Origin of the sequence: Streptomyces achromogenes (genome assembly GCF_030816715.1) — a bacterium.
Classification (GTDB): Bacteria; Actinomycetota; Actinomycetes; order Streptomycetales; family Streptomycetaceae; genus Streptomyces; species Streptomyces achromogenes_A.
Map to the genome: position 1 here is coordinate 1,862,572 of NZ_JAUSYH010000001.1, position 13,923 is coordinate 1,876,494.

Consider the following 13,923-nt stretch of genomic DNA (forward strand, 5'->3'; position numbering starts at 1 on the left):
GCGGTCAGGGTGAGCATCCGCCGGACGTCGTGTCGCTCAGTGCGCCGAGTGCGCTGAGCGGGCTCGGAGGCTCAGTGGGCTCAGAGGCTCAGTGGGTCAGTGCCAGGGCAGCAGGCTGCGCCGCTGCCAGTAGGCCTGCGGGTCCTCCGCGAGTCCGGAGAGCCGGTCCATCTGGTCGTCGTCGAGGTCGACGGCCGCCGCGTGCAGGTTGGAGACGAGCTGGGCGACGGTCGCCGCGCCGGAGAGGACGACTCCGGCCCAGGGCCGGCGCAGGATCACCGCGAGGGCGACCGCGTCACAGCCGAGGCCCGTCTCCCGCGCCACCGCCTCGAGGGCGTCGGGTGCGGCCGGCCCGGCGAGACGGCCGTTGGCCATGCCCTCCTTCACGATCACCGTGAGTCCGGCCTCCCGGGCCTCGGCGAGGGCCGGGCCGGCCGAGGGCTCCAGGATGTTGTAGGTCGACTGGACGGTGCGGAAGAGGGGCTCGCCGTCGACCGTCACGGCGAGCGCGGCTCGGATGGCGTCGGCCTGGGCGGGACCGCTGGTGGAGAAGCCGACGGTGCGGCCGCGGGCGGCGGCCTCCGCCAGTTTCGCGTGCAGCTCCTTGTCGGTGAGGGCCGGACTGTCCGGGGTCACCGAGTGGATCTGGTAGAGGTCGAGCCGGTCGCCGAGCAGGCCGTCCGTCTCCCGGCGCTGACGTTCGTAGGTGGCGAGACCGTGGTCCTTGACCTCGTGCGTCTCGGCGTCCGTCGACCAGTCGGCCGTGTAGGTGTACCCCCATTTGCTGCCCACGACGACGTCGTCGACGTCGGGGCGGGCGGCGAGCCAGCTCGCGAGGAACTCCTCGGAGCGGCCGTAGGAGCGCGCCGCGTCGACGTAGCGGACGCCCTGGGCGTAGGCGGCGTCCAGGAGTTCGTGCGTACGGGCGCGGAGGGCTTCGACGCTGCGGTCCTGCGGGAGGTCCCGGTCACGGCCGAGGGTGAGATAGCCGGGACGGCCGACGGCGGCGAGTCCGAAGCCGATGTGGCAGGTGGGGGTGGTCGCTGATGCGAGGCGGGCGAAGGGCATCGCGGGCTCCGTTCGGTCGGCTCCGGTACGGCTGACGACCAACGTAACCCGCGACGACGTTCACTCCGGGGTGCGGGGGGTGCACCGGGTGCGGAACGTCCGCGTGCGCGGGGCGCTTCGAGGTCGCCCGGTCGCCCACCGCCGCGCGAGTGCGCCGCGATCGGCGCAGCCCCGGCCGGCGCGCCCCGCCGGTGTCACCGCTTCGCGGTGGCCCAGTCGTGCTGTGCCCGCACGTTCGCCTTCACCTCGGCCAGCTGGGTCGCGACCGCGCTCGGGGCCGTGCCGCCCCGGCCGTTGCGGGAGGCCAGCGCGCCCGGCACGTTCAGGACCGAGCGGACCTCGGGGGTCAGATGGGCGCTGATCTTCGCGAACTGGTCGTCCGTCAGCTCGTCCAGCTCCTTGCCCTCGGCCTCCGCCGCCTTGACGCACTCGCCGGCGACCTCGTGCGCGACTCGGAACGGCACACCCTGCTTGACGAGCCACTCGGCGATGTCGGTGGCGAGCGAGAAGCCGGCCGGGGCGAGTTCCTCCATGCGCTCCCGGTGCACGGTGAGTGTGGCGACCATGCCGGTGAAGGCCGGCAGCAGCACCTCGAGCTGGTCGCAGGAGTCGAAGACCGGCTCCTTGTCCTCCTGGAGGTCGCGGTTGTAGGCGAGCGGGAGGGCCTTGAGGGTGGCCATCAGTCCGGTCAGGTTGCCGATCAGACGGCCCGACTTGCCGCGCGCCAGTTCCGCGATGTCGGGGTTCTTCTTCTGCGGCATGATCGACGACCCCGTGGAGAAGGCGTCGTGCAGCGTCACGAAGGAGAACTCCTTCGTGTTCCAGATGATGATCTCCTCGGCGATGCGGGACAGGTTCACGCCGATCATCGCGGTGATGAAGGCGAACTCCGCGACGAAGTCCCGCGAGGCGGTGCCGTCGATGGAGTTGCCGACGCTGCCGTGCTCGAAGCCGAGGTCCTTGGCCACGGCCTCCGGGTCCAGGCCGAGGGAGGAGCCTGCCAGGGCGCCCGAGCCGTACGGCGAGACGGCCGTGCGCTCGTCCCACTGGCGCAGCCGCTCGGCGTCCCGGGACAGGGACTGCACATGGGCGAGGACGTGATGGGCGAAGAGCACCGGCTGGGCGTGCTGGAGGTGGGTGCGGCCCGGCATCGCCACGTCCGGATGGGCCTCCGCCAGGCCGACCAGGGCGTCCTGGAGGTCGGCGATCAGCCCGCCGACGATCCGCGCGTGATCGCGCAGGTACATCCGGAAGAGGGTGGCGATCTGGTCGTTGCGGGAACGGCCGGCGCGCAGTTTGCCGCCGAGGTCGGGGCCGACGCGCTCCAGGAGGCCGCGCTCCAGAGCGGTGTGGACGTCCTCGTCGGCGATCGTGCCCACGAAGGAGCCGTCGGCGACGTCCGCCTCGAGCTTCCCCAGGCCCGCGACCATCCGGGTCAGCTCGTCCTCGGTGAGCAGGCCGGCCTTGTGCAGCACGCGCGCGTGTGCGCGGGAACCGGCGATGTCGTAGGGAGCGAGCCGCCAGTCGAAGTGGACGGACGCGGACAGCTTCGCCAGGGCCTCGGCGGGACCGTCGGCGAAACGACCGCCCCAGAGCCGTACGTCACCGCTGTTGCTGCTCACTTGCGTTGCTCCTCACCGCTGATTCACCGACCTGCATGATTATGCAGAGCTCTGCATGATTCGTCAATCCGACGCGCGTGGAGCGGCGGTCCGGATGAGTTGCGAAGACTTTTTGAAGATGCCTTGAACAACGGCAACCGCTTACCCGTACTCACCGCTGAACGCCGGCCGCGTGAACCAAACCCACTCCTGACCCAAGTGAGGCATCCGCATGTCCAGGGCTCTTCCGAAGTACAACAAGCGTCGTGTGGTCGTCATCGGCGCGGCCGCCGCTCTGGCCCTGACCGGTGCGGTGGTCGTGAACTCCGCCCTTGCCGGGGAGTCGTCCAAGGGCGGTGCGACCAACGCCCAGACGCTGGCCGCCGGTCCCGGCACGATCACCTGCCCGGACGTGGCGTCGCAGCTGCCCGCGGTCCCCGCCACCGCCAAGGCGGAGGTCGACCGCAACCTCGCCCTCCTCCAGACGCAGATCAACGAGGCCAACACCCGCCTCCAGAACACCGTCGGCCAGGGCGGCCCCAACTTCGTGCAGAACGCGATCCTCGGCCCGCTGCAAGGCAAGCGCGAGTCCACGATCGACCGCATCGCCATCTCGATCGGCCGCAAGGGCACCAAGCCGCAGGGCCTGAACGCCCTCGCCAAGTGCGCGCTGAACGCGGGCGGCGCGGCGAACAACGGCGGCGCGGCCGCCCCGGCGAACGGCAACGCGGGCAACAAGGGAAACGCCGGCAATAACGGGAACGCCGGAAACAAGGGAAACGCGGGTAACAACGGAAACGCGGGCAACGCCAACGGCGTCGGCACGATCGCCTGCCCGGACGTGGCCTCGCAGCTGCCCGCGGTCCCCGCCACCGCCAAGGCCGAGGTCGACCGCAACCTCGCCCTCCTCCAGACGCAGATCAACGAGGCCAACACCCGCCTCCAGAACACCGTCGGCCAGGGCGGCCCCAACTTCGTGCAGAACGCGATCCTCGGCCCGCTGCAAGGCAAGCGCGAGTCCACGATCGACCGCATCGCCATCTCGATCGGCCGCAAGGGCACCAAGCCGCAGGGCCTGAACGCCCTCGCCGCCTGCACGCTGAACAAGTGACGTGACTGGTGCGGCGGCCGCCCCGGGACAGCACCGGCCGGGCGACCGCCGCACCACGCGCACGCGCATCGCCGCACCACGCGCACGCGCCACGCACACGCGCGTCAGCCGAGATCACGTATCTCCTTAGACGCGCGAATGACTTTCCCGGATACTTCCGACCATGGGAAAGACGTACGAGCACATAGACGGAAGACTCCGTTCGTTCATCGAGGAGCAGCCCCTCTTCTTCACCGCCACCGCGCCCCTGTCCGGCGACGGCACGGTCAACCTCTCCCCCAAAGGCCTCAAGGGCTCGTTCGCCGTGCTCGACGAGCACACCGTGGCCTACCTCGACTTCGCCGGCTCCAACGCCGAGACCGTCGCACACCTGCGGGAGAACGGCCGGATCACCCTGATGTGGTGCGCCTTCCAGGGGCCGCCGAACATCGTGCGGGTGCACGGCCGGGGCGAGCCGGTCTTCCGCGACGATCCCCGCTTCGGCGAACTCCTGGGCCGCTTCCCGGACATCGAGCCGAGCGCGCACGGGCTGCGCGCGATCATCGTGGTGCACGCCGAACTCGTCCGGGACACCTGCGGATACGCGGTGCCCTTCATGACCTACGACGAGGACCGCGAGCTGCACCGCAAGCGCTTCGCCCGGGAGGACGACGTCTCGCTCGACGCGTACTTCGCGAAGAAGGACCACATCGCCACGAGCATCGACGGACTGCCCGGCCTGCCACTGCCGCTCCCGCCGTTGCAGGCTCTGCCGCCGGTCTGACGCACGGTCGGCCGCTCCCGGACTGCCGGCGACGACGTGCGCCCTTAACGTCTTCGCATGTCTCCTCGTGTCGTCGCCGCCGGCCTCGCCGCCGCCTCCCTGTTCGTGCTCGGCGCGGCCCCCGGGGCCAGGGCAGCCCCCGGAGCCGGGGAGCCGGCGCCGCGTGCCGCGCCCCTGCCCCCGCGGTTGGCGGACCCGGGCCCCGGCGGCCAGCTGATCACCGCCCTGGCGCCGGGGGCCGGCTCCACCGCGGGTGTCGTCTCCTGGTGGGACCTGCGGGACGGGCGATGGGTGCGGGCCGGTTCCGCACCCGCCCGGTTCGGCGCGAAAGGCCTCGTCGAGGGCGCCGCGCGCCGGCAGGGCACGAACACGACGCCGACGGGCCTGTACGACCTCCCCTTCGCCTTCGGCGTCCAGGCGCCGCCGCGCGGGACGTCGTACCCGTTCCGTCCGGTCCGCGAGGACTCCTGGTGGTGCCAGGACAACGCCTCCCGCGCCTACAACCGGTGGGCCGAGCCGCGACCGGCCGACTGCCGGGCCGGCGAGTCCGAGCACCTGGTCGCCTATCGCGCGCCGTACGCGCACGCCCTGGTCATCGGCTTCAACTACCGCAAGCCGGTGCGCGGTCGCGGCGCGGGGATCTTTCTGCACGTCGACGGGCGCGGGGCGACGGCGGGGTGCGTATCGGTGCCGGCCGGCGCGATGCGACGGCTGCTCGCGTGGGCCCGGCCGGAGAAGCGGCCGCACATCGCGATCGGCACGGCGAGCGGGCGGACGGCGATCACGCGGTACTGAGTCAGGCGTAACTCCCCCTCCAGCACCGGTTACCGGGGGTCACGTCCGTCGGCGACCCTGCGCGCGGACTCTCGCCGGGACTGAACGCTGCGCGGCCGTGGCCCGTATCTGAGGGCCAAGGGTCCGCACCCACGGAGGAACAGTGACCACGACGATCGCCGGCGGCCGTGCCGCCCGCCGCCAGACGATGCGCCGCATCCGTCCGCGCCGCTCCCCGGCCGTGCCGCTGCTGATCGCCGTCTGGGCGGGAGCCGCGGGCGTGCTGTGGCTGTGGTGGAACAACACGCCCAACATCGCGGACGACAACAGCAAGATCCTCAACGCGGGGCGGATCACCGGCCTGCTGGCCGGATACCTGATGGCGCTCGTCGTGCTGCAGATGGCCCGGGTGCCGGCGCTGGAGCGCCGGGTGGGCTCGGACCGGGTCGCCCGCTGGCACGCGATGAGCGGCCGGTACACGCTCTGCCTGACGTTCGCCCACGTGTTCCTCATCATGTGGGGGTACGCGCTGCAGGCCGGGAAGTCGCTCGGCGACATCGTCTCGCAGACCGTCGACTCGGTGAACCAGCTGCCCGACATGGGCAAGGCCGCCATCGGCACCGGTCTGCTGCTGCTCATCGGCGTGGTGTCCATCGGCCCCGTGCGGCGCAAGATGCCGTACGACACCTGGTACCACATCCACCTGATGACGTACGCGGCCGTGTTCTTCACGTTCTGGCACCAGATCACCACCGGCAACGACTTCGCCGTCGAACCGACCGCGAAGACCGCCTGGTACGCGCTGTACGGCTCGGTCACCGCACTGGTCGTCTGGTACCGGGTCATCACCCCCGTGCGGCTGAACCTGCGCCACCGCCTGTACGTCGAGGCGGTCATCGAGGAGACGCCGGGCATCGTGTCGGTGCTCATCGGCGGACGCAAGCTGCACCGGATGGGCGCGGAGGCGGGGCAGTTCTTCCGCTGGCGGTTCATGGCGCCGGGGATGCGCATGAGCTCCCACCCGTACTCGCTGTCCGCGGCGCCCCGCCCGGAGCTGCTGCGGATCACCGTCAAGGCGATCGGCGACCACAGCGCGGCGCTGCGCGAGCTGACGCCCGGCACGAAGGTGTGGGCCGAGGGTCCCTACGGGGCGATGACGGCGTCCCGGCGCAGCCGTGGCAAGGTGCTGCTGGTGGCCGGCGGGGTCGGCATCACCCCGATGCGGGCGCTGTTCGAGACGCTGCCGGGCGCGGCCGGCGACATCACCCTGCTGTACCGGGCCAACAGCACGCAGGACCTGGCCCTGTGGGACGAGCTGGCGAAGATCGCCGACGAGCGCGGGGCACGGCTGATGTACGCCGTGAACAGCCCCGACGGGGAACGCCCCGACATCTCGGCGGAGTCGCTGCAACGGAAGATCCCCGACATCGACAGCCACGACGTCTTCATGTGCGGACCCAACGGCTTCGCCCAGGGCGTGTACGAGGCACTGCGCGGCGCCGGGGTCCCCGCCCGCCGCATCCACCACGAGTCGTTCGAGATGTGAGCGACCCGTACGCACGGGAACCTCGCCACCAAAGGGAATCAGGAGCTCAGGAAGCGATGAGGAAGAGTCACCCGCTTCGGCGGGTCGTACTGGCCACCGCCGCCACCGTGTCCGGGGTCGTGCTGCTGCTGTCGCTGAAGCCGTCGACCGACCCGGGCGCCACGCAGGCGGCGGGCACGGGCGCCGGCGCGGCGGCGCAGGAGGCGGCCCAGGGCGGCGCGGGCGCGGTCGTGTCGGGAACGATGACCGGTGACGCGGCGCAGACCCAGTACGGGGCCGTGCAGGTCCGCATCACCGTCGTCCAGAACAAGATCACCAAGGCGGAGGCCGTACAGGCCCCCAAGGGCGGCACCAGCACCCAGAAGACGGAGCTGGCCGTCCCCAGGCTGAACGCCGCGGTGGTCGCCCGGCAGAGCGCGAACATCGACACGGTGTCGGGCGCCACCTACACCAGCGAGGGCTACAAGAAGTCCCTGCAGTCCGCGATCGACAAGGCGAACGCGAGCGCCGGGGCCTCCCAGGGCTCCGGGAGCGCGCAGGCCGCCGGCACGTTCACCGGGGACGCCGCACAGACGCAGTACGGGGCTGTGCAGGTCCGCATCACGGTGGCCGGCGGCAAGATCACCAAGGCCGAGGCCGTGCAGGCGCCGAAGGGCGGCACCAGCGACCAGAAGACCCAGCTGTCCGTCCCCAAGCTCAACCAGGAGGCCGTCGCCGCCGGCAGCGCCGACATCGACTCCGTCTCCGGCGCCACCTACACCAGCGAGGGCTACAAGAAGTCCCTGCAGTCAGCCCTGGACAAGGCGAAGGCGGGCAAGGGCCCGTCGTCGGGCGCCGGGAACGCGGGCGGTTCCGGAGCCGGCTCGTCCTCGGGCTCCTCGGGCTCCTCGGGCTCCTCGGGCGCCGCGCAGGCCAAGACCGTCACCGGAAGCGTCGAGCAGACGCAGTACGGGCCGGTGCAGGTCCGCATCACCGTGGCAGGCGGCAAGATCACCAAGGCCGAGGCCGTGCAGGCGCCGAAGGGCGGCACCAGCGACCAGAAGACCCAGCTGTCCGTCCCCAAGCTCAACCAGGAGGCCGTCGCCGCCGGCAGCGCCGACATCGACTCCGTCTCCGGCGCCACCTACACCAGCGAGGGCTACAAGAAGTCCCTGCAGTCAGCCCTGGACAAGGCCGGTGTCTGACACGGTGGCCGAGTCGGCGGCGGCCCCGGCCGTGGTGCGGCACGCGGAAGAGGTCATGGGGACCGTCTTCTCCTTCGACGTCCGCGGCGGCGACGCCGAAGCGGTGCGGGCGGCGCTGGACGAGGCGGTCGCCTCGCTGCACCGGGTGAACGAGGTGTTCAGCACCTACCGCGAGGACAGCCAGGTCTCCCGGCTGGCACGCGGCGAGCTGACCCTCGAGGAGTGCGACCCCGAGGTGGCCGAGGTGCTGGAGCTGGGAGCCGAGGCGGAGCGGGCGAGCGACGGCTGGTTCAGCATGCGCTACCAGGGCCGGCTCGACCCGACGGGCATCGTGAAGGGCTGGGCCGCCGAGCGCGCGGCCCGGCTGATCGCGGCGGCTGACGTGAGCGGGGTGAGCGTCAACGGCGGCGGGGACGTGCAGCTGCTGGGCGTCCCCGGGCCCGAGCGGCCGTGGCGGGTCGGCGTCTCCGACCCGCTGCGTCCCGGCGGGCTCGCGGCGGTGGTCTCGGCGGCGGGCGCGGACGAGCTCGCGGTGGCGACCTCCGGGACGTCGGAGCGCGGCGCCCACATCGTGGACCCGCGCACGGGCCGCTCCGCGGTGACGGACCTGGTCGCCGTGACGGTGGTGACGCCCCGGCTGACCTGGGCCGACTGCTGGGCCACCGCGGCCTTCGCGATGGGCTCGCGGGAGGCGCTGGGCTGGCTGGAGTCCCTCCCGGACGTCGAGGCCTTACTCATCACGGCAGGCGACGAGGTCCGCTGCACCGGCGGCCTGGCATCCCGCCTGGGCTGACCCACACCCGGGCGGCTCGAAAACCCGCCCCGAGACCAACCCCCAGGGGCGCGGGGAACCGCGCGACAAGCCCCACCGGACCCGCGCTCACCCCACTCAGGCGGACCCTCGAGGGGCGCGGGGAACCGCGCGCCAGGCCCCCACCGACCCGCACCCGGCACACAACAATGGCCCCCGCGGCGGTGGCCGTCAGTGGCCGTTCTGCGCCAACCGCAGGAGATGGTCGGCGAGCGCCTGCCCCCCGGTGGCCTCCCGGCTGATCAGCAGCAGCGTGTCGTCCCCGGCGATGGTCCCCAGGATGTCGTGCAGCTCGGCCTGGTCGATCGCCGAGGCGAGGAACTGCGCGGCCCCCGGAGGGGTCCGCAGGACCACGAGGTTGGCGGACGCCTCCGCGGAGATCAGCAGCTCCTGCGACAGCCGCCGCATCCGCTCCTCCTTCGCCGACTCCCCGAGCGGCGCCCGGGGGGTGCGGAAGCCTCCCTCGCTGGGCACCGCGTAGATCAGGTCGCCGTCGGTGTTGCGGATCTTCACCGCGTTCAGCTCGTCGAGGTCCCGGGAGAGCGTCGCCTGGGTGACGCTCAGCCCGTCGTCCGACAGCAGCTTCGCCAGCTGGCTCTGCGAGCGCACCGCCTGCCGGTTGAGGATGTCCACGATCCGGCGGTGACGCGCGGTGCGGGTCTGCGGCACGGCGGGCCCGTTGACCCCCGGGTGCTCATGGTCCTGCGCCTGACTCATCGTCGTCTCATTCTCCGGATCGGTCCCCGTTCACTGCGTCGAGGATGCCGGGCAGCGCCCCGAGGAACGCCTCCGCCTCGTCGTCGCCGAGGTTCAGCGGCGGCATCAGTCGGATGACGTCGGGGGCGGGCACGTTCACCAGGAACCCGGCCTCCTGAGCCGCCTGGCGCACCTGGGGCGCGAGGGGCTCGGTGAGCACGATACCCAGGAGGAGGCCGGCGCCCCGGACATAATCGATCAACGGGTGGCCGACGGCCTCGATTCCGTCCCGCAACCTCTCGCCCTGCCGCTTGACGTTCTCCAGCAACCCCTCGTTCTCGATCGTCTCGAGGACGGCGAGGCCGGCGGCGCAGGCGACCGGGTTGCCTCCGAAGGTGGTCCCGTGCTGGCCCGGCTGCAGCAGGTCCGCGGCCCGCCCGAAGGCTACCGTCGCGCCCAGCGGCAGTCCGCCGCCGAGCCCCTTCGCCAGCGTGACGACATCCGGCAGGACGCCCTCGTGGGCCTGGTACTCGAACCACTGCCCGGTCCGGCCGACGCCGGTCTGCACCTCGTCGAGGACCAGCAGCGCGCCGGTCGCGGCGGTGATGGCGCGGGCGGCCTTCAGATACCCGGCGGGCGGCACGACGACGCCCAGCTCGCCCTGGATCGGCTCGAGGACGACGAGCGCCGTCTCCTCGGTGACGGCGGCGGCCAGTGCCTGGGCGTCGCCGAACGGCACGTGGGTGACGTCGCCGGGCAGCGGCAGGAACGGTTCCCGCTTGCCCTGCTGGCCGGTGAGCGCGAGCGCGCCCATGGTCCGGCCGTGGAAGGCGCCCTCGGTGGCGACGACACGGGTCCGCCCGGTCAGCCGGCCGATCTTGAAGGCGGCCTCGTTCGCCTCGGCGCCCGAGTTGCAGAAGAAGACCCTGCCGTCCCGGCCGAAGTGCCGCAGCAGCCGTTCGGCGAGCGCGACGGTCGGCTCGGCCATGAAGAAGTTGGAGATGTGGCCGAGGGAGCCGATCTGCCGGCTCACGGCCTCGACGACGGCCGGGTGGGCGTGGCCGAGGGCGTTGACCGCGATGCCGCCGACGAAGTCGAGGTACTCCTTGCCGTCGGCGTCCCAGACCCGGCTGCCCTCGCCGCGCGCCAGGGGCAGCAGCGGGGTGCCGTAGTTGTTCATGAACGCGCTCTGCCACCGCGCGGTCAGTTCCTGGTTGGCGTCGCTCACGGCTCCCCCTGTCCGTCCGGCACGACCATCGTGCCGATCCCTTCGTCGGTGAAGATCTCCAGCAGGATCGAGTGCTGGACCCGCCCGTCGATGACGCGGGCGGTGTTCACGCCGCCCCGCACGGCGTGCAGACAGCCCTCCATCTTCGGAACCATGCCGGAGCTCAACTCCGGCAGCAGCTTCTCCAGTTGGGAGGCGGTGAGGCGGCTGATCACCTCGTCGCTGTCGGGCCAGTCCTCGTAGAGGCCCTCGACGTCCGTGAGGACCATGAGGGTTTCGGCGCCCAGAGCAGCAGCGAGTGCCGCAGCCGCCGTATCAGCATTGACGTTGTAGACATGTCCGTCGTCCTGGCTCCTGGCGATCGACGAGACGACCGGGATGCGGCCGTCGGCGAGCAGGGCCTCGATGGCGCCCGTGTCGATCGCGGTGATCTCGCCGACCCGCCCGATGTCGACCGACTCGCCGTCGATCTGCGGCTGGTGCTTGGTGGCGGTGATGGTGTGCGCGTCCTCGCCGGTCAGACCGACGGCAAGCGGGCCGTGCTGGTTGAGCAGGCCGACCAGCTCGCGCTGGACCTGCCCGGCGAGCACCATCCGTACGACGTCCATCGCCTCTTCGGTGGTGACGCGCAGGCCGGCCTTGAACTCGCTGACGATGCCGTGCCGGTCGAGGGCGGCGCTGATCTGCGGGCCGCCGCCGTGCACGACGACCGGCCTGATGCCGGCGTGGTGCAGGAAGACGACGTCCTGGGCGAAGGCGGCCTTCAGGTCCTCGTCGATCATGGCGTTGCCGCCGAACTTGATGACGACGGTCTTGCCGTTGTGGCGGACCAGCCAGGGCAGCGCCTCGATGAGGATCTGGGCCTTGGGGAGCGCGGTGTGCTTGCGGGTCGTGTTGCTCATGAGGAGTACGCGCTGTTCTCGTGGACGTAGTCGGCGGTCAGGTCGTTGGTCCAGATGACGGCCGACTCCGAGCCGGCGGCCAGGTCGGCGACGATGTGCACCTCGCGGTAGCGCATGTCGACCAGGTCGCGGTCCTCGCCGACGCCGCCGTTCCGGCAGACCCAGACGCCGTTGATGGCGACGTTGAGCCGGTCCGGTTCGAAGGCGGCCTTCGTGGTGCCGATCGCGGAGAGCACCCGGCCCCAGTTGGGGTCCTCTCCGTGGACGGCGCACTTGAGGAGGTTGTTGCGGGCGATCGAGCGGCCCACCTCGACGGCGTCGTCCTCGCTGGCGGCCCCCACGACCTCGACCTTGATGTCCTTGCTGGCGCCCTCGGCGTCCCGGATGAGCTGCTGGCCGAGGTCGTCGCACACGGTGCGCACGGCCGCGGCGAACTCCTCGTACGGCGGGCTGACGTCGGAGGCTCCTGAGGCCAGCAGCAGCACGGTGTCGTTGGTGGACATGCAGCCGTCGGAGTCGACCCGGTCGAAGGTGACCCGGGTGGCGTCGCGCAGCGCCTTGTCCAGGGTCGCGCTGTCGAGGTCGGCGTCGGTGGTGAGGACGACCAGCATGGTGGCGAGGCCGGGGGCGAGCATGCCGGCGCCCTTGGCCATGCCTCCGACGGTCCAGCCGTCGCCCCGGGCCACGGACGTCTTGTGGACGGTGTCCGTCGTCTTGATGGCGATGGCGGCCTTCTCGCCGCCGTCCTCGGAGAGCCGGCCCGCGGCGGTCTCGATCCCCGGCAGCAGCTTGTCCATGGGGAGCAGGACGCCGATGAGGCCGGTGGACGCGACGGCGACCTCGCCCGCGCCGATCTCCAGCACCTCGGCGACCTTCTCGGCCGTGGCGTGCGTGTCCTGGAAGCCCTTGGGCCCCGTACACGCGTTGGCGCCGCCGGAGTTCAGCACGACGGCGGTCAGCTCGCCGCTCTTGAGGACCTGCTCGGACCACAGCACGGGCGCGGCCTTCACGCGGTTGGAGGTGAAGACGCCGGCGGCGGCGCGGCGGGGCCCGTTGTTGACCACGAGGGCCAGGTCCGGGTTGCCGTTCTCCTTGATTCCGGCGGCGATGCCGGCCGCCGTGAATCCCTTGGCTGCCGTGACGCTCACGGTGCGACTCCGATCGTGGAAAGCCCGGTGGTCTCGTCGAGGCCGAGGGCGATGTTCATGCTCTGCAGGGCGCCGCCGGCGGTGCCCTTGGTCAGGTTGTCGATGGCGCTGACGACGATGACGCGGTCCGCCGCCGGGTCGTGGGCGACCTGCACCTGAACGGCGTTGGAGCCGTAGACGGACGCCGTCGCGGGCCACTGCCCCTCGGGGAGGAGGTGGACGAACGGCTCGTCGGCGAAGGCCTTCTCGTAGGCGGCGCGCACGGACTCGGCGGTGACGCCGGGCTTCGCCTTGGCGCTGCACGTGGCGAGAATGCCGCGGGACATCGGCGCGAGGGTGGGCGTGAAGGAGACGGAGACCGGCTCCCCGGCGGCGGTGCTGAGGTTCTGGATCATCTCCGGGGTGTGCCGGTGGCCGCCGCCCACGCCGTACGGCGACATGGACCCCATGACCTCGGAGCCCAGCAGGTGCGGCTTGACCGCCTTGCCGGCGCCGGAGGTGCCGGAGGCGGCGACGATCACGGCCTCCGGCTCGGTCAGGCCCGCCGCGTACGCCGGGAAGAGCGCGAGCGAGACGGCCGTGGGATAGCAGCCGGGGACCGCGATGCGCTTGGACCCCTCCAGCGCCGCGCGGCCGCCCGGCAGTTCGGGGAGGCCGTAGGGCCAGGTCCCGGCGTGCGCGGAGCCGTAGAACCGTTCCCAGTCGGCCGGGTTCTTCAGCCGGAAGTCGGCGCCCATGTCGATGACGAGGACCTCCGGGCCGAGCTGCTCGGCCACGGCCGCGGACTGGCCGTGCGGGAGGGCGAGGAAGACGACGTCGTGTCCCGCGAGGACCTCGGGGGTGGTCTCCCGGAGCACGCGGTCGGCCAGCGGCAGCAGGTGCGGCTGGAGCGCGCCCAGCTTCTGTCCCGCGCTGGAATGGCCGGTCAGGGCGCCGATCTCGACCTCGGGGTGCGTGAGGAGCAGGCGCAGCAGCTCTCCGCCCGCGTACCCGCTCGCTCCGGCCACCGCCGCACGTACCACCATGACTCCTCCTCCTGGATGGCATGACTATACGTTTCCATGCACGTTTATGCAATCCATGCAGGAGTC

The 13,923-nt window shown here is 71.8% G+C and carries 13 protein-coding genes and 1 pseudogene; 7 read left to right on the top strand and 7 right to left on the bottom strand.

Annotated elements, in window-relative coordinates:
• Window positions 1-96 precede the first annotated feature (96 nt).
• Both QF032_RS08445 and argH read right to left on the bottom strand, forming a co-directional pair.
• Window positions 97-1,068, bottom strand: coding sequence for an aldo/keto reductase (locus QF032_RS08445; RefSeq protein WP_307055600.1), 972 nt, complete (start codon window positions 1,066-1,068; stop codon window positions 97-99).
• 194 nt (window positions 1,069-1,262) lie between these two features.
• Window positions 1,263-2,690, bottom strand: a complete 1,428-nt coding sequence (argH, locus tag QF032_RS08450) for an argininosuccinate lyase (protein WP_307055602.1) — start codon at window positions 2,688-2,690, stop codon at window positions 1,263-1,265.
• A gap of 211 nt (window positions 2,691-2,901) precedes the next feature.
• Here argH and QF032_RS08455 point away from each other — a divergent pair, with 211 nt between their 5' ends.
• The 7 genes and pseudogenes from QF032_RS08455 to QF032_RS08480 all read left to right on the top strand — a co-directional run bounded on the left by QF032_RS08455 (window position 2,902) and on the right by QF032_RS08480 (window position 8,840).
• Window positions 2,902-3,780: a hypothetical protein gene (locus QF032_RS08455; protein WP_307055604.1), complete on the top strand. Its 879-nt coding sequence runs from the start codon at window positions 2,902-2,904 to the stop codon at window positions 3,778-3,780.
• A gap of 163 nt (window positions 3,781-3,943) precedes the next feature.
• On the top strand, window positions 3,944-4,543 hold the full coding sequence (locus QF032_RS08460; protein ID WP_307041252.1) for a pyridoxamine 5'-phosphate oxidase family protein: 600 nt from the start codon (window positions 3,944-3,946) through the stop codon (window positions 4,541-4,543).
• A 57-nt stretch (window positions 4,544-4,600) separates the two neighbouring features.
• Complete coding sequence (locus QF032_RS08465; protein ID WP_307055606.1) at window positions 4,601-5,338, top strand: L,D-transpeptidase family protein; 738 nt, start codon at window positions 4,601-4,603, stop codon at window positions 5,336-5,338.
• Window positions 5,339-5,480: 142 nt separating this feature from the next.
• Window positions 5,481-6,863 carry a ferredoxin reductase family protein gene (locus tag QF032_RS08470; RefSeq protein WP_266723678.1) on the top strand — a complete coding sequence of 461 codons (1,383 nt, stop codon included), beginning with the start codon at window positions 5,481-5,483 and terminating at the stop codon, window positions 6,861-6,863.
• Window positions 6,864-7,105: 242 nt separating this feature from the next.
• Window positions 7,106-7,339: pseudogene (locus tag QF032_RS40870) on the top strand (FMN-binding protein); the annotation flags it as partial.
• Complete coding sequence (locus tag QF032_RS40875) at window positions 7,337-8,047, top strand: FMN-binding protein (RefSeq protein ID WP_444875860.1); 711 nt, start codon at window positions 7,337-7,339, stop codon at window positions 8,045-8,047. The pseudogene QF032_RS40870 and the gene QF032_RS40875, both read left to right, overlap by 3 nt.
• Window positions 8,040-8,840, top strand: coding sequence for an FAD:protein FMN transferase (locus QF032_RS08480; protein WP_306953848.1), 801 nt, complete (start codon window positions 8,040-8,042; stop codon window positions 8,838-8,840). The genes QF032_RS40875 and QF032_RS08480 overlap by 8 nt, the downstream gene beginning before the upstream one ends.
• A 189-nt stretch (window positions 8,841-9,029) precedes the next feature.
• Here the strand turns inward: QF032_RS08480 and QF032_RS08485 are convergent, their stop codons facing one another.
• Genes QF032_RS08485 through argC form a run of 5 tightly spaced genes read right to left on the bottom strand, consistent with a single transcriptional unit; the run spans window position 9,030 to window position 13,857 of the window.
• Window positions 9,030-9,575, bottom strand: coding sequence for an arginine repressor (locus tag QF032_RS08485; protein ID WP_306953846.1), 546 nt, complete (start codon window positions 9,573-9,575; stop codon window positions 9,030-9,032).
• A gap of 7 nt (window positions 9,576-9,582) precedes the next feature.
• Complete coding sequence (locus QF032_RS08490) at window positions 9,583-10,782, bottom strand: acetylornithine transaminase (protein ID WP_307041258.1); 1,200 nt, start codon at window positions 10,780-10,782, stop codon at window positions 9,583-9,585.
• A complete protein-coding gene (argB, locus tag QF032_RS08495) occupies window positions 10,779-11,684 on the bottom strand; it encodes an acetylglutamate kinase (protein ID WP_306953844.1) in 906 nt (301 codons plus the stop codon). Before argB ends, QF032_RS08490 begins: the two co-directional genes overlap by 4 nt.
• Entirely contained in the window at window positions 11,681-12,832 is a 1,152-nt protein-coding gene (gene argJ / locus QF032_RS08500; RefSeq protein ID WP_307041260.1) for a bifunctional glutamate N-acetyltransferase/amino-acid acetyltransferase ArgJ, read from the bottom strand. Before argJ ends, argB begins: the two co-directional genes overlap by 4 nt.
• Window positions 12,829-13,857 carry an N-acetyl-gamma-glutamyl-phosphate reductase gene (gene argC / locus QF032_RS08505; protein ID WP_306953842.1) on the bottom strand — a complete coding sequence of 343 codons (1,029 nt, stop codon included), beginning with the start codon at window positions 13,855-13,857 and terminating at the stop codon, window positions 12,829-12,831. Before argC ends, argJ begins: the two co-directional genes overlap by 4 nt.
• Between the last annotated feature and the right edge of the window lie 66 nt (window positions 13,858-13,923).